Raw genomic sequence first — 14887 nt, 5'->3', positions numbered from 1 at the left:
CTCCTGACCTCAGGAGCGCACCCGCTTCGAAGCCATGATCGCCAGGAAGTGGCCGATCAGCGCGAGGAACGCGAGGGGAACAAGGACAGCAAGGAAGACCCGGTCGGTGATCGGCTGACCGGCGACGAGGCCGATGACGGCGGCGACGAAGATCACCATCGTCATTTCCACCGAGTGGTACAGGCGGTGGAACGGTAGGAATCGGGCCAGGCGGCGCAGGGTGGCGATCAGGCCGGCCTGTGGGACCTTCTCGCCCTTATTGTCGGCCAGCTTGGTCAGGCCGGCGTTGGCGCGGGCCACGTGCACCATGTCGTTGAGGGCCTTGTTGAGCACGATCAGTAGCGCGAGGGCCAGGCCGAGCGTGGTGAACAGGAAGTCGGCGGGCGCTTCGAACGGGTAGGCCGCGGCGCGGATGCCCAGCGCTATGGGGATCAGGGCCTCGGTGGAGTAGTGCCCGACCTTGTCGAGGAACACCCCGGCCGGCGACGACGTTCTGCGCCAGCGGGCGACCTCGCCGTCGCAGCAGTCCACAAGCATCTGCAGCTGGCCGAGTACCAGGGCGAGCAGGGCACCCCAGATGCCGGGAATGAGCAGGGCCGCGGCCGTTGACCAGCCGACGAGGATCATCAGGCCGGTGACGCCGTTGGCCGAGATGCGCGTCTTCAGCAGCATCCAGGTGAGGTACGGCGACAGGTCACGCAGGTAGAGCGACGCCGTCCAGTGCTCGGCATTGGCGCGCATCCGCACCTCGGGAGGTTGCGCGACGGCACGAAGCTCGGCGATCGAAGAGGGCCGAGCCGTGTTGGGCGAACCAGACGTCATTGATGTCTTCCCGTGTGTGCCGAGATGTTGTTGGTGAGCTTGAGGTAACCCAGCAGGAAGCCGATACCCCAGCAGAAGTGAATGCACGGCAAGACTACGAGAAACCAGAGCGCGACACGAACGCCGTCGGCCCGGGTCGACAGGGCCGTGGCCGCCACGACGATGAGCAGGTAGGCCAGCGGGGCGAGGAAGCCCAGCAACAACCAGCCCGGACCGCCCAGCAGGACCTGCACCAGGCCGGCCAGGCCCAGCAGGATGCCGATGGTGACGCCGAGCACCATCACGGGCGGGGCGAAGTAGCGCATACCGTTGGATTCGGGGAACCGGCGGGCCAGTTCGCCGCGCCACAGCCCGGTCGAGACCATCTGGCGGGCCAGGCGCGACAGGCTGGGCCGCGGCCGGTAGATGACTTTCAGCGCGGGGGTGAACCAGACCGAGCCGCCGTGCTCGCGCAGGCGGCGGTTAAGTTCCCAGTCCTGGCCGCGCTTGATGCCCTCGTCGAACATGCCCACTCGCAGCAGGCTGTCGCGGCGGAAGCAACCGAGGTAGACGGTCTCCGCTTCACCCTCGGGGCCGCCCACGTGCAGCGGGGTACCGCCGAGGCCGATGCGGGTGCTGTAGGCGCGGGCGACGGCCTTCTGGAACGGGGCGGTGCCCTGGGCATCCATGATGCCGCCGACGTTGTCGGCGCCGGTGCGCTGAAGGGTGTCGACCGCGATGCGGGCGTAGTCGCGCGGCAGCACCGAGTGGGCGTCGACGCGGATCACGACCGGGAAGGTGGAGGCGCGAATGGCGATGTTGAGGCCCGCGGGAGTCGACCCGACCTCGTTGGCGACGACGCGGATGCGCGGATCCACCGCGGCCATCTCCTCGACGAGTTCGGTGGTGCCGTCGATGCTCGGCCCCAGGGCAAGGGTGACTTCGAACGGGCCGTCGTAGTCCTGCTCAAGCAGGCTCTGCACCGCGGCTCGCACATGGCTGGCCTCGTTGAGCACGGGCATGATGTACGAGACGCCGATCAGCACTGTGTCTGCGCTTTCCTGCACTGTGCTGGCCATCTTTCCACTCATTCGGGCAATCGCCTGAGCCTAGCAGCCGAGTCTTTTCACTCGGTCCGCGTTGCCTGTGCACCCCTCGAGGTGACTGCCGCGCGCCGGGACACAGCTGCGCCGCCGGTGCAGGACCGGCGGCGCAGCAGGAAGGAAGGAGCTGATGTGGGCTAGCTGGTGAGCTCACCGACGGTGACTGACACCGTTACCGACTCGCCTTCACGCACGTAGGTGAGGTCGGCGGTGGCACCGGCCGCAAGGGTACGCACCTGGGCGGTGAGGTCGGTCGCGTCGGTGATGGGAACACCGTTGAAGTTGGTGACGACGTCACCGGCCTTCAGCCCTGCCTTCTGGGCGGCTCCGCCGGACGACACCTCGCTGATCAGGGCGCCGACGGTGTCGCTGTCGGTGCTGGTGGCGCCGGTGACGCTGGCGCCGAGCAGACCGTGCGTGGCAGATCCGGTTTCGATGATCTCCTCGGAGACCCGCTTGGCCAGGTTTGCCGGGATCGAGAAGCCGACGCCGATGCTTCCGGCGGTGGTGGCGGTCGAGCTGCCACCGGCGTTGGCGATGGCGACGTTGATGCCGATCAGCTCGCCCTTGCTGTTGAGCAGGGCGCCTCCGGAGTTGCCGGGGTTGATCGCGGCATCCGTCTGGATAACCGCGAGCGAGATGCTGCTCTGCGTGGCCTGGGTGTCCGGGGTCGAACCGTCCCGGTTGGGCAGGTCGTAGTTGAAGAAGTTGCCGTCACCCTCGTCTGGCGTGGTCTCGTCCGGCGTGGTGGGTGCGGCAGAGGAGGCCACGGTGATGCTGCGGTTGAGGGCGCTCACGATGCCGTTGGTGACGGTGCCGGACAGGCCGAGCGGCGCGCCGATCGCGATGGCGGTGTCGCCGACGTTGAGATCGCTCGAGTCCGCCCAGTTGATGGGCGTGAGGCCCGACGCGTCGGTGAGTTTGATCACGGCGAGGTCGGATACCGGGTCGGTGCCGACCAGGGTGGCCTCGTACAGCTTGCCGTCGCTGGCCTTCACCTGGATTGTCGCGTCTGACGCGGCGCCGTCGAGCGTGACGACGTGGGTGTTGGTCAGGACGTAACCGTCTTCGCTCAGGATGACGCCGGAGCCGGAGCCGCCGGAGTCACCCGCGGCGACCTCGATCGTTACGACGCTGGGCGACGCCTTGGCGGCGACGGCGGTGATCTCGTTGACGCTGTCACTGTTGTTCACGACGACGGAACTCGGGCCCTGAGCCTCACTGGCCGGGGTGCCGTTGCTCTGGCTCGAGTAGACGATGGCGGAAACACCGGCTGAGGAGACCCCGCCGACCAGGGCGGCGATGGCCAGCGCGGCGACGAAGGCGACGTTGCTCTTGCGGCGGTTGGGGTCCTTGGGCGCCTTCGTTCCGACGAACGGCTGCGCGGGGTAACCGTTCGCGTTGGCGTAGGCCTGCTGCTGGGCCGGGGTGGGAGCGTAAATCGGGGTGGAGCCGTCCGGGCCCGGAATGGGGCGGCCGAATGCATCCGTGGGGTAGGCCGCGGCCTGCGCCGGAGCGTGGGTGTAGGGGTGCACCGGCTGCTGGTGCTCGGCGGCAGTGGGCGCCGGGGCTGCGGGGGCCTGGGCGGCGACCGAGCCGTCTTCAGAACCGAGAACCTCGGTGGGCTGGTTGTCGGCGGGCCGGGGAACGGTGGGCTGCACTGCGGTGGGCTGTGCAGCGGTGGCGTTCGGGGCGTCGGTGGTGGTCGTTGGAACGTCGGGGTGGCCCGCGACGGCTGCGCCCGACGAGTTGACCTCGATCGGTGCGCTGTCCTGAGGCTGGTCGGGGGTGGTGCCCGGGTCCTGGGTGCTGTCAGTCATGGTGTGCTCCTTCCAAGCGAAGATAGTTTCTCGCCTCAAGCTGAACGTTTGATATGCGCAGACTGGGAGCAGTCAATGATGAAGCCGTGACCTTGCCCGGCTCGCGCAACTCGGCGGTCCGGCGACGGACGCCTGGTGCTCAACAGCCAGGACCACCGGGGTTGCCGGAGCACGACTCGGCCACGAGAACCGTGCCGGCACGGTCGGCGATCGCGGTGATCGGGCTGGTCGGCACCAGCACCAGACCCTGCACATCGCGCCATTCGGCACCGGCGAAGCGATACTCGGCCAAGTAGGACACGACGAGCCCGATTGAGAGCGTTCCGGTTTGCTCGAACACGTGACTGGTCGCGGTTTCTGAGAACTCAGGAAGGTTCAAGGCCGCCCAGCTCGCTCCGCCCGAAACCGACGTGCGCGACGTTCCGTCGCCGTAGTCCCACCGGAACCCCACCGGGGTGAACCGCACCTCGGCCGAATCGCCGAGGAGTGGGCCGGACCGGACGTGCGCAGACGCCGTGGCAAAGAAGTTGGTCGGAATGCCGACCACCAGCCAGCCGTCTGGTTCCATCCCCTGTGTGGGAGCGTCGGCCCGGATGCTGACCAGATCACTCACACGCACGACCAGATCCGGGTCGCAGGGTGTCTGAGGCTGGCACACCGGCACCGCGGGGTCGGCCGGCGCCACCGCCGTACCGCGCCTCGGCACCAACCCTGGCCCAGCGGATGCGTCGCCCTGGTCGACGGGCACTCCCCCGGGAACCAGGCTGACGCCGTCGGGCAAACCGTCCCAGTCCCCGCCTCCCGAGCCGCCTCCGCTACCGCCGCGCCCGCCGTTGCCGGAACCGGAGCCCTGCCGTCCAGGCGTGTAAACCTCCCGGTCTGCGCTGAGGTCCACCCCGCCGTTCCCGACAGCCGCACCCGCCCCTGCGCAGCCGCCTTCTCTCCACTGATTTACCGAGCAATCCCCAGCGGCGAAGTACACCCGCGCCGCGACGGCGGGATCGACGTGTACCGTCCAGACGAATATGGCGACCACGGCCACTAACAGAAGTTTGAGCCGGACCATACTTTGGACTCCGAGATTTTGAGATCAGACGATGCTGCGGAGGCCGTCACGAACTCGACTTCCAACGGCAAGCGCAGCGGCCGGTCTGACTTCGCGACAGACTGCCCTGAAGCGTCGATCACGTCCCCACCGCTTGCATCTGCGCACAGATAGGTTCGAATGTGCCAGCGACCCGAGTCCGACTCCCAAACAGATTGGAGTTGGACGGAGTCGAAGGTCGATTGCCCAATAGCCTTCCAACCTTTTGACTGCCATGCCGTCATTGCCGCCACTTCGCCCTCGTGCGCAGGACCAGTTGAGAGTGCCAAATAGTCATCCACCGACGGTCCCCCCTCAGTCCAAATTGCGTCGTATGTGCTGAGGTAATTCGCGTAGGCCTCGGTGGCCGCGGCGAGCGCCTCCTCGTCGGAAACGAAGATGGGGGCGATCGTGGGCGTGGCCGACGGTGGCGCGGGCTTCGGCGCCGCCGTGCAGCCCACCGCACCCAACAGCAGACCACCCACACAGGCAGCGGTAACCATCCGTCCGACACCTCGTCGCCCAACGCCCACGATCCCCATGCCGCCACCGTAGGGCAGCACCCCACCCCCACGCGCAAGTTATCCACAGCCCCAAACCCAGCGGTTGTCGTACGTAGCTCCTGTGATCCTTCGCGGGTCGCGCATCCTGCGCAGTGTCCTCGGGGTTGGCCTGCCACAGCCCCATCCGCCCCATTCCGTGCACAACTCCTGCTGGATTTCTCTCGCACAGCACAGACCCCCGGGATTCCGGGGCCGACGCGCCTCAGATTTGAAAATTGCAGGAGTTGCGCACATCCGCCGGGATTCCGGGGGCGGCGGGAGCGACAGAAGCGAAGGGCAGGATGTCGTAAATTTGGGGGTATGCAGCAGGTCACCACATGACGATCACCGGCGCCTGGCGTCGTACCGCCCGAGGAGCCGGGCTCCTCGCCGCCGACGGCACCGTCTCCGCCAGCATCTTCGCGGAAATGAGCGCCCTCGCCATGCGCACCGGCGCCATCAACCTGGGCCAGGGCTTCCCCGATGAGGACGGTCCTGCCGTTGTGCTCGAAGCCGCTCGTCAAGCCATCAGCGACGGCGTCAACCAGTACCCACCCGGGCGGGGTGCACCGGTGCTGCTCGAGGCGATTGCGCGTCACCAGCAGCACTTCTACGGGCTGACCGTCGACCCCGGCACCGAGGTGCTCGTCACCGCCGGCGCCACCGAGGCACTCTCCGCCACCCTGCTGGCGCTGCTCGAACCGGGCGACGAGGTCGTGACCTTCGAGCCGTTCTACGACGCTTACGGCGGCCTGATCGCCCTGGCCGGCGGCGTGCACCGCACGGTGCGGCTGCACACCCCCGATTTCCAACCCGACCTCGATGAGCTCGCGGCTGTCGTGACCGGCCGCACCCGGATCATCCTGATCAACAACCCACACAACCCCACGGGCACGGTCTTCACCCGCGAGACCCTGGAACTGATCGTGGCGCTCGCGCACAAGCACGACGCCCTCATCGTGACCGACGAGGTCTATGAACACCTCACCTTCGGCGTTACCCACATGCCGGTCGCAACCCTGCCGGGCGCCCGCGAGCGAACCGTCACGATCTCATCCGCCGGCAAGACGTTCAGCACAACGGGATGGAAGATCGGCTGGTTGAGCGCCCCGGCGGCCATCGTCACGGCGATCCTCGCCGTCAAGCAGTTCCTCACCTACGTCAACGGCGCCCCGTTCCAGCCGGCCACGGCGATCGGCCTCGACCTGCCCGACAGCTACTACGCCGGCATCGCGGCCGACCTGCAGGTCAAGCGCGACCTGCTGGCCGGCGGGCTCAGCGCCGCGGGATTCACCCTCACGGTGCCGCAGGGGTCGTACTTCATCGTGGCGGATGCCGCCGCGCTCGGCCATCCCGACGCCGTCGAGTTCTGCCGCGCCCTGCCCGATCTGGCCGGAGTGGTCGGAATTCCGATCACGGCGTTCTGCCTGCCTGAGCACAAGGCGCAGTACGCGTCGCTCGTACGGTTCGCGTTCTGCAAGCGCGTCGATGTGCTCGAGGACGCCGCCGCGCGCCTCGCCCGCCTGTAATCAGGCGCGGCGCACGAAACGGCCCCCTGCTAGTTCGCGTAGGCCGGGTAGTCGGTGTACCCAACGCCATCCGGGCCGTAGAACGTGGCCGGGTTGGGCTCGTTGAGCGGCAGGTTTTCCAGCCAGCGGCGTACGAGGTCGGGGTTGGCGATAACGGCACGACCGACGACGACGCCGTCGCCGAGACCGTCGTCGAGCAAGGCGATCGCCTCCTGGCGGGTGGTGACCGCGCTGAAACCGGTGTTGACCAGCAGCGGTCCGCCGAACCGGGTACGCAGCGAACGGACCAGCTCGCCCGCAGGATCGCGGTTCAAGATGCTGAGGTAGGCCAGCCCGAGCGGGGCCAGGCCGTCGACCAACGCACCGTAGGTGGCCAGAACGTCGGCATCGTCGGTCTCGAGGGCATCCTGGATGTTGTGCTGGGGCGAGATGCGAATGCCCACCCGGTCGGCGCCGATCGCCGCGGCGACAGCCGTCGCCACCTCGATCACAAAACGGGCCCGGTTCCCGGCCGAGCCGCCGTAGACGTCATCGCGCTGGTTGGCGGCAGGAGAGAGGAATTCGTGCAGCAGGTAGCCGTTGGCGGCGTGGAGCTCGACGCCATCGAGGCCGGCAGCGACAGCGTTGCGGGAGGCCTGTACGAAGCCGTCGACGATACCGGGCAGGTCCTCGACAGTAAGCGCGCGCGGCACCGGGTAGGGCAGCTTGCCCTTGTAAGTGTGGCTCTCGCCCTGGATGGCGATGGCGCTGGGGGCAACGATCTGGAGGCCACCGTTGATCTCGGGATGGGACACCCGACCGGCGTGCATGACCTGCGCCACGATGCGTCCACCGGCGGCGTGCACGGCGTCGGCAACCTTGGCCCAGCCGTCGACCTGTTCCGCGGTGACCAGGCCCGGCTGGCCGGGGAAGCCCTGGCCGGTCTTGTCGGGGTAGACGCCCTCAGACACGATCAGACCGAGGGTGGCCCGCTGACGGTAGTGCTCGATGTTGAGCACACCCGGAACGCCGTCAACCCCTGACCGCATCCGGGTCAACGGTGCCATAACCATTCGGTTGGGCAGTTCCAGGGCGCCGAGGTTCAGCGGGGTGAAAAGACTCAAGTAGTGCTCCTTCTAGCTGTGTGATGTGGACGCAGCGGATGCGCGGCTGTGCCGCCGGTGTCGAACACGCGTCCCGTTCAGCAAACTGTGCGATCGGGCGAGGTATTCCGGAACCCGCCCGATGATCAGCCGGCACTCAGACTCGCCTGGCCACCAATCCGGGTGCCCGGCGGCACCGAATCCCTGTCATGAGCACCGCCACCGACGTCCCGGCCGGCTTCGACACCGACCTGGATTACTGCCCGTTTGGATTATCGAAGGACTCCGGCCGGCTGGGCCTTGGCACGAGCGTGATCGACACTGCCCTCGGGCCGATCACGGTGCGGCATGGTCGGCGCACAACGACGGGCGCCACCGGCACCGCGACTATCCTGCTGCACGGAGCGGCAGGATCCTGGACCACCTGGACACCGCTGATCAGTGCGGCAGACCGGTCGGCTGCGGCCCCGCTCGCGGACCTCATCATCCCCGACCTGCCCGGCTGGGGCGATACTCCCCTGCCGCTTGACGAGAGCACCGAGACCATCGAATCGTTGGCCGCTGCGGTGGCGGAGATCGCGCGGGCCTTGGGCTATCGGCGCTGGCGGGTGATCGGGCACTCGCTGGGCGGATTCGTCGCCCTCGAACTCGCGGCGAGCACGCCCCGGCAGACGACCTACGTCGGCCTGGTATCCGCCACGACGTTCAGCGTCATCGACAGCGTGCGGCATCCGGTGGCCCGGTTCGCCGTGCTGCCCGGCTTCACGGCCCTGCTCGGCGTGATGAGGGTGCTCTCGGTGTTCGGTGCCGCGGGCCGCGGTCTGGCGGCCGGTCTACATCGGCTGGGCCTGCTGCGTGCCTTAGTGGCTCCGCTGTTCAGCTCCGTCCGCCGAGTCGACGTAAGCGTAGTGGCGGCGTTGGCTGCCGAAGCGCGGCCACGCTCGTTCGCTCTGGCTGCCAACCGGGCCGGGCACTACGACGCCGACGCGTCCTGGGCGCGCATCGAGTGCCCGGTGCGATCCGTGCACGGCGACCGTGATGTCTTCGTCACCGTCGACGATGACCGGCGACTGGCCGGTGTCGTCGCCGACCTCGAAGTCAGGGTACTCACCGGCACCGGCCACTTCGGCCACGTCGAGCGGCCGGTCGACACGCTCACGGCTCTGCATTCGGCCGGATTCCTTGCGCTTTGCCGGGCGTCAGAGGAGAGTTGAGGAATTCTCCGGTTCTTCTGTCAGTGTCCCATCATCGCTTTCACCCGTTCCCGGCACCGTGCGTGGCAATCTGGAAGTGAACGTGAATACTCATGGGCACCCTGTCCTATGACCGGGTCGTCGTTGAATTTGACGACAGGATCCTGACGCATCTGCAAGTCGTGATCGTGCAAAAACTCCGCCGAGGCGAGAGCTTCTTGTTCTCTTGGCGCAACGCCGTAGAGGTCGGCGATGGCCGCAGCTCGGCGTGGATGAATCCGGCCATACCGCTGTACTTCAAGTTCACCGGCGGCCACACGCCCACTCTCAACCCGGAGTGGATCGCGCAGTTGACTCGTTCGGCCAACAGCTCGCAGGGGCTCATCGCGACGAGCGAAGAACGCTGCATCGAATCCAGCCACGCGGGTGGCATGGATGCGTCGTTCGCGGTGAAATCGGCCTCCGCGATGCCGAAGTTGTCGGTGGCCGCGCCCGAGTAGGGGCATTAATGGCACAGCGCTTCGATGGGCACAGCGCTTAAATGGGCACCGTGCCGAAGCGGCGCAGGGCAAGGCCGGGGTTGACCCTCCGCACCTCGGCGAGCCTGGCGGTCGAGATCCAGCCGACGGCGACATCCGTGGTCTCACCGATCGTGACCAGTTCGACCCCCATCGGGTCGACCACCATGCTCGCACCGACGCCGCTTGGCGGCGCATGGTCGGCGGCGGCGACATAGACGGTGTTCTCGAGCGCCCGCGCCGTGACCAGGGTGCGCCAGTGCTGCTCCTTGAGCGGTCCGCGCACCCACTCCGCGGGCACCAGCACGAGGTCGGCGCCGGCATCGACCAGACGGCGGGTCACCTCGGGGAATCTGATGTCGTAACAGGTCTGCAGGCCCACGGTGAGACCGGCAACGTCGAAGGTCTCCGGCGCTTCGATGACACCGGCGAGCACCCGGTCGGATTCTCGTGAACCGAACGCGTCGTAGAGGTGCAGCTTGCGGTAACGCGCCACGATCTGCCCGGCGGGGTCGACGGCGACGAGAGTGTTCTGCACCCGATCCGGGTCGGCGGTGCGCTCGAGCATGCCGGCCACGAGGTGCACATCCAGATCGGCGGCCAGTCGCCCCAACGCGGCCACGAACGGCCCGTCGAGCGGTTCGGCGGCGGCAATGGATGCGTCGCCCAACCGGGTCTCGAAGAATGACGAGTACTCGGGGAACACCACGATGCCGGCACCACGCGCCACGGCGGTGCCGGCCAGCGAGCGCATCACGGCCAGGTTCGCCGCCTGATCGGCGCCGGGCGCGAACTGCGCCACGGCCACCCCGAGTTCGTCTCGCGCGCGCGCATCCACCATGCCGCCAGCCTAGCGGCGGCTTCCCAGCCTGCCGGCGGCAGGTCGCGAGCGAAGCGTCCCGCAACGTGTCAGCATGAGATCCTGATGTGAGCGAAGGGTGACGGATGAAGATCTTGGTCGTGGAGGACGATGACCAGATGGGCGCTCTCATCGAACGCGGACTGCAGGCCGAAGGCTACGAGACCGCACGGGTCTCCACCGGCATCGACGCGCTCATCGCCATCGCCGGGGACGGTTTCAGCCTCGCCGCCATTGATGTGATGCTGCCGCAGATGTCGGGTTTCGAGATCTGCCGGCGCATCCGCGAGTCGGGCAACACCATGCCCGTGCTTCTGCTCACCGCACGCGACACCGTCGACGACAGGGTTTTCGGCCTGGACAGCGGGGCCGATGACTACCTCACCAAGCCGTTTGCGTTCGCCGAACTCTCCGCGCGGGTGCGGGCCCTGCTGCGCCGCCGATCGATGGGCGCCCCGGCGACCGTGGAGATCGGCAACATCGTGCTGGACTCACGCGACCTGCGGGTGACCGTCGCCGGGCGTGCGGTGTCGATGAGCCCCAAGGAGGTGGCGCTGCTTCGACTGCTTTGCAGCAGGGCCGGCACCACCGTGGACCGCACCACCATCCTCGAAGAGATCTGGAACGGCACCAACCACATCGACCCCAACATCGTCGACCAGTACATCAGCTACCTGCGCCGCAAGATCGACACCGAGGCCGCCGGCGTGCGCATCGTCACCGTGCGCGGCACCGGCTACGCCGTGGAGCTCGCCGAATGAGGCGGCCCTCCCGGTGAATCATCCGCGTGGCCACTGGTTGCCTGCGCTGTCGATCCGCGCGCGCATCACCGTGGGAAGCCTCCTCGTCGCGACCTTGCTGTTCAGCACCGCCGCGTTCTTCTTCCGCCTCGAGGTGCAGTCGATTCTCACGGAGACCAACGAGACGATGTTGCGCAATGACGCCGAGTCCCTGCTCAGCCAGCTCGCGACGAACCCCACCGAGGCCATCCAGAGCCCGAGCGAGGGCCAGCTGCTCGCCATCGTCGACCCGACCGGGACCGTGCGTAAATCGTCGCTGCCGCGCAGCCTGGATCGGCAGATCGACGCCCTGACCGAAATTGGCGGCGAGCCGCAGACCGTGAACACCCCCGCCGCCACCTACCTGGTCTCGGCGACGCCAGTGAGCTCGGAATCCGGCGACTGGATCATCATCGCCGCCCGCAGCCAGCAGGCCCCCACCTTGCTTCTCGACGAGCTCACCGGGGTCCTGACGTTGGGCACCCTGATCCTCACCGCCGGATTCGGACTGGCCTCCTGGCTTCTCACCGGCGCGGCGCTGCGCCCGGTGACCCGCCTGCGTGAGGAAGCTGAGACCCTGAGCACGACAGGATCCTCGGCCCACCTGCGGGTGCCGGCCGGCAAGGACGAGGTCAGCCAGCTCGCCCGCACCCTCAACGACTTCATCGAAAGGCTCCGGCGCGGCGTTGACCGCGAAAAACAGATCGTGTCGGACGCGAGCCACGAACTGCGCACCCCGCTGGCGGTGCTTCAGGCGCAGCTCGAACTGGCCCATCTCGACTCCGGCGACGCTCCAGCCCTCGAGCGCGACATCCGCGAAGCGTCGGCGACCGCCGGGCGCTTGAGCCGGCTGGCGACCAACCTGCTCGAGCTGAGCAAACTGGAAAGCGAGCAGTCGCCGCCCGAGACCGACTGGACCGGCCTGGTAGACGAGGTCACGGCATCGGTCGACCGGGCTCGGGTGGTGAGGGACGGCCATGACCTCGAGGTCGTCTACCGCATCGACGGCGACGATCCCGAGGGGCGCTACGGCATCTCGACCACCAACATGGGCCAGCTCCTCGACAACCTCATCTCGAATGCCATCACGGCGATGTCGGGCCACGGCGGCGTCACGGTCTCGCTCACCCGCTCAGGCTCCGGAGCGCTGATCACCGTCGTCGACACCGGCCCCGGTCTTCCCGAATCGTTCATCCCCCTGGCCTTCGACAGGTTCTCCCGGCCGGACAACTCCCGGTCAAGCAGCTCCGGAGGATCAGGCCTCGGACTGGCGATCGTGCATGCCATCGTCGAGCGGGCCCACGGCGCCGTAATACTGCGCAACACCGGCAGCGGACTCGCGGTCGAGATCCGGCTGCCACGGCACGTCAACTGAGGCAGACCTGGCCAAGGCCGCACACGTGAACCTGCACGTTTACCCACGGGTTGCTACTTCTGGTCAGGATGACTATATGATGGACCTCACGTTAGAGTCACATTGACCTTTACTAAAGGGATGCCCCGATGACCGATCCACACCCGCCCGTGCTGGCGGTTTCGACGGTCATTTTCGCTCTCCGGCCCGACATCGAATCCGGTTTCATGACGCTCTGGCTTCCCCTGGTTCGCCGCACCCGGGACCCGTACCTGGGCCTGTGGGCGCTGCCGGGCGGTTGGCTGCCGCCCGAGGAGGAGCTCTCCGCCGCCGCGGCCAGCACCCTGCGCGAGACCACTGGCCTCTCCCCCAAGTACCTCGAGCAGCTGTACACCTTCGGCGACCTCAGCCGCTCCCCCGGCAGCCGCGTCGTCTCGATCGTGTATTGGGCTCTGGTGCAGTCCACCGAGGCCGACCTTGCTGCCGTCGACGAGAATGTGCAGTGGTTCCCGGCCGACCGGCTCCCTGAGCTCGCGTTCGACCACAACCGCATCGTCGAATACGCGCTCTGGCGCCTGCGTACCAAGGTGGAATACTCCCGCATCGCGCACGCTTTCCTGGGCGAGACGTTCACCCTCGCCCAGCTGCGCGACGTGCACGAGGCGGTCCTGCGCCGAGCGCTAGACCCGGCGAATTTCCGCCGCATGATCGAGTCGTCCGGAACCGTGGTTGACACCGGGCTCCGCCTGGCCGGGGTACCGCACCGGCCCCCACGGCTCTACCGCTACAACGATTCCCACTCCCTTGCCGAACAGGGCCCCCTGGGCTCCACGGTCGGCTGGCCAGAGACTCCCCTTCAATCCACCCTGCACTACCCGAGGAGCACGACATGACCACCGCATCGGTCGACCGCACCATCCGCCTGATCAGCACGGGCGAATCTGCCGGCAGCACCTGCACCCCGGACCTCGCGGTGGACCCGTGGTACTTCGACGCCAAGGACCCCGGCTACGGGCCCGGCTCATCGATGGGCGATGTCATTCCCACCGGCTCCCCCCGCCAGGGTGAGCTGCCCGCCCGCTACCGCACCGCGTCGAACGGCGAACTCGGCGATTGGATTCGCGCCGCCAAGGCCACCCTGGGCGACCGTGTCGTGGTGCTCGGCCACTTCTACCAGCGCGAAGAGGTGCTGCAGCACGCCGACTTCATCGGCGACTCCTTCCAACTCGCCGTCGCGACCCAGAGCCGGCCGGATGCCGAAGCCATCGTGTTCTGCGGCGTGCACTTCATGGCCGAGACCGCCGACCTGCTCTCCCGTCCCGAGCAGGCCGTGATCCTGCCCAACCTCGCCGCCGGCTGTTCGATGGCCGACATGGCCGACATTGACTCCGTCACCGAGTGTTGGGAGCAGCTCGAAGAGCTCTACGGCACCGGACCGGATGCCGACGGCCGCGTTCCCGTCATCCCGGTCACCTACATGAACTCCTCGGCAGCGCTCAAGGGCTTCTGCGGCGAGCACGGCGGCATCGTCTGCACCTCCTCGAACGCCGAGACCGTGCTCGAGTGGGCCTTCGAACGCGGCCAGCGGGTGCTGTTCTTTCCCGACCAGCACCTGGGCCGCAACACCGCCAAGGCCATGGGCGTGCCCCTCGAGCAGATGCCGATGTGGAATCCGCGCAAGGCCCTCGGCGGCAACACCGAGACCGAGCTCGAAGACTCGCGGGTGATCCTCTGGCACGGCTTCTGCAGCGTGCACCGACGCTTCACCGTCGACCAGATCGAGACCGCACGCGTCGACCACCCCGGTGTGCGAGTGATCGTGCACCCCGAGTGCCCGATGGCGGTCGTGGACGCGGCCGACGAATACGGCTCCACCGACTACATCGCCAAGGCCATCGCGGCGGCACCTGCCGCGTCGACGTTCGCGATCGGCACCGAGATCAACCTCGTGCAGCGCCTCGCCGCCCAGTACCCGCAGCACACCATCTTCTGCCTCGACCCGGTGGTCTGCCCGTGCTCCACCATGTACCGCATCCACTCCGGCTACCTGGCCTGGGTGCTCGAAGCCCTCGTGGGCGGCGACGGAGTGCCGGCCGAAGTGCTCAACCGCATCACGGTCGCCGACGACGTCGCCGGGCACGCCAGGGTGGCGCTCGAACGGATGCTCGCGGCCAAGCCGCCCGCGGCCGGCTCCGTCGTCCCCGTCGTGACCGGGGCCTGACC

14 protein-coding genes are annotated in these 14887 nt (G+C 67.8%); 7 read left to right on the top strand and 7 right to left on the bottom strand.

Annotation, left to right across the window (positions count from 1 at the left end; all coding sequences use genetic code 11):
- Positions 1 to 9: 9 nt before the first annotated feature.
- The 5 genes from E3O42_RS16075 to E3O42_RS16055 all read right to left on the bottom strand — a co-directional run bounded on the left by E3O42_RS16075 (position 10) and on the right by E3O42_RS16055 (position 5311).
- Positions 10 to 822, bottom strand: a complete 813-nt coding sequence (locus tag E3O42_RS16075) for a CDP-alcohol phosphatidyltransferase family protein (RefSeq protein ID WP_134454948.1) — start codon at positions 820 to 822, stop codon at positions 10 to 12.
- Complete coding sequence (locus tag E3O42_RS16070; RefSeq protein WP_241984877.1) at positions 819 to 1880, bottom strand: glycosyltransferase family 2 protein; 1062 nt, start codon at positions 1878 to 1880, stop codon at positions 819 to 821. The genes E3O42_RS16075 and E3O42_RS16070 overlap by 4 nt, the downstream gene beginning before the upstream one ends.
- A 161-nt stretch (positions 1881 to 2041) precedes the next feature.
- A complete protein-coding gene (locus tag E3O42_RS16065) occupies positions 2042 to 3724 on the bottom strand; it encodes a S1C family serine protease (protein WP_134454946.1) in 1683 nt (560 codons plus the stop codon).
- Between the two features lie 139 nt (positions 3725 to 3863).
- Positions 3864 to 4409, bottom strand: a complete 546-nt coding sequence (locus E3O42_RS16060) for a hypothetical protein (protein WP_134454944.1) — start codon at positions 4407 to 4409, stop codon at positions 3864 to 3866.
- Between the two features lie 356 nt (positions 4410 to 4765).
- Positions 4766 to 5311, bottom strand: coding sequence for a hypothetical protein (locus E3O42_RS16055; protein WP_134454942.1), 546 nt, complete (start codon positions 5309 to 5311; stop codon positions 4766 to 4768).
- 377 nt (positions 5312 to 5688) lie between these two features.
- On the opposite strand from E3O42_RS16055, the gene E3O42_RS16050 reads away from it, so the two are divergent.
- The gene (locus E3O42_RS16050; protein ID WP_134454940.1) at positions 5689 to 6879 is read left to right on the top strand and encodes an aminotransferase class I/II-fold pyridoxal phosphate-dependent enzyme; all 1191 of its coding nucleotides are present in this window, start codon (positions 5689 to 5691) and stop codon (positions 6877 to 6879) included.
- 29 nt (positions 6880 to 6908) lie between these two features.
- On the opposite strand, the gene E3O42_RS16045 is transcribed toward E3O42_RS16050, so the two are convergent.
- Positions 6909 to 7982 (bottom strand): alkene reductase, encoded by a 1074-nt coding sequence (locus E3O42_RS16045; RefSeq protein ID WP_134454938.1) that lies wholly within the window; start codon positions 7980 to 7982, stop codon positions 6909 to 6911.
- Positions 7983 to 8170: 188 nt separating this feature from the next.
- On the opposite strand from E3O42_RS16045, the gene E3O42_RS16040 reads away from it, so the two are divergent.
- Positions 8171 to 9175 carry an alpha/beta fold hydrolase gene (locus E3O42_RS16040; RefSeq protein ID WP_134454936.1) on the top strand — a complete coding sequence of 335 codons (1005 nt, stop codon included), beginning with the start codon at positions 8171 to 8173 and terminating at the stop codon, positions 9173 to 9175.
- A 92-nt stretch (positions 9176 to 9267) separates the two neighbouring features.
- Positions 9268 to 9654, top strand: coding sequence for a DUF7882 family protein (locus E3O42_RS16035; RefSeq protein WP_241984876.1), 387 nt, complete (start codon positions 9268 to 9270; stop codon positions 9652 to 9654).
- A gap of 37 nt (positions 9655 to 9691) precedes the next feature.
- On the opposite strand, the gene E3O42_RS16030 is transcribed toward E3O42_RS16035, so the two are convergent.
- The gene (locus E3O42_RS16030) at positions 9692 to 10513 is read right to left on the bottom strand and encodes a carbon-nitrogen hydrolase family protein (protein ID WP_134454935.1); all 822 of its coding nucleotides are present in this window, start codon (positions 10511 to 10513) and stop codon (positions 9692 to 9694) included.
- Positions 10514 to 10617: 104 nt separating this feature from the next.
- Between E3O42_RS16030 and E3O42_RS16025 the strand changes: the two genes are divergently transcribed.
- The 4 genes from E3O42_RS16025 to nadA all read left to right on the top strand — a co-directional run bounded on the left by E3O42_RS16025 (position 10618) and on the right by nadA (position 14885).
- Entirely contained in the window at positions 10618 to 11292 is a 675-nt protein-coding gene (locus E3O42_RS16025) for a response regulator transcription factor (RefSeq protein WP_134454933.1), read from the top strand.
- A gap of 13 nt (positions 11293 to 11305) precedes the next feature.
- On the top strand, positions 11306 to 12685 hold the full coding sequence (locus E3O42_RS16020) for a sensor histidine kinase (RefSeq protein WP_134454931.1): 1380 nt from the start codon (positions 11306 to 11308) through the stop codon (positions 12683 to 12685).
- A gap of 128 nt (positions 12686 to 12813) precedes the next feature.
- Entirely contained in the window at positions 12814 to 13557 is a 744-nt protein-coding gene (locus E3O42_RS16015) for an NUDIX hydrolase (RefSeq protein WP_134454929.1), read from the top strand.
- Complete coding sequence (nadA, locus tag E3O42_RS16010) at positions 13554 to 14885, top strand: quinolinate synthase NadA (RefSeq protein WP_134454927.1); 1332 nt, start codon at positions 13554 to 13556, stop codon at positions 14883 to 14885. The genes E3O42_RS16015 and nadA overlap by 4 nt, the downstream gene beginning before the upstream one ends.
- Positions 14886 to 14887: the final 2 nt, after the last annotated feature.

It is taken from the genome of Cryobacterium adonitolivorans (genome assembly GCF_004402695.1).
Taxonomy (GTDB): Bacteria; Actinomycetota; Actinomycetes; order Actinomycetales; family Microbacteriaceae; genus Cryobacterium; species Cryobacterium adonitolivorans.
This window is presented reverse-complemented; position numbering and strand designations above follow the sequence as displayed.

Excerpts from the sequence above, each read along its gene's own strand:
- E3O42_RS16030 (WP_134454935.1), bottom strand. The coding sequence starts at position 10,513 with ATGGTGGATGCGCGCGCGCGAGACGAACTCGGGGTGGCCGTGGCGCAG.
- E3O42_RS16035 (WP_241984876.1), top strand. The coding sequence starts at position 9,268 with ATGGGCACCCTGTCCTATGACCGGGTCGTCGTTGAATTTGACGACAGG.
- E3O42_RS16050 (WP_134454940.1), top strand. The coding sequence starts at position 5,689 with ATGACGATCACCGGCGCCTGGCGTCGTACCGCCCGAGGAGCCGGGCTC.
- E3O42_RS16015 (WP_134454929.1), top strand. The coding sequence starts at position 12,814 with ATGACCGATCCACACCCGCCCGTGCTGGCGGTTTCGACGGTCATTTTC.
- E3O42_RS16075 (WP_134454948.1), bottom strand. The coding sequence starts at position 822 with ATGACGTCTGGTTCGCCCAACACGGCTCGGCCCTCTTCGATCGCCGAG.
- E3O42_RS16065 (WP_134454946.1), bottom strand. The coding sequence starts at position 3,724 with ATGACTGACAGCACCCAGGACCCGGGCACCACCCCCGACCAGCCTCAG.
- nadA (WP_134454927.1), top strand. The coding sequence starts at position 13,554 with ATGACCACCGCATCGGTCGACCGCACCATCCGCCTGATCAGCACGGGC.
- E3O42_RS16025 (WP_134454933.1), top strand. The coding sequence starts at position 10,618 with ATGAAGATCTTGGTCGTGGAGGACGATGACCAGATGGGCGCTCTCATC.
- E3O42_RS16070 (WP_241984877.1), bottom strand. The coding sequence starts at position 1,880 with ATGGCCAGCACAGTGCAGGAAAGCGCAGACACAGTGCTGATCGGCGTC.
- E3O42_RS16055 (WP_134454942.1), bottom strand. The coding sequence starts at position 5,311 with ATGGTTACCGCTGCCTGTGTGGGTGGTCTGCTGTTGGGTGCGGTGGGC.
- E3O42_RS16040 (WP_134454936.1), top strand. The coding sequence starts at position 8,171 with ATGAGCACCGCCACCGACGTCCCGGCCGGCTTCGACACCGACCTGGAT.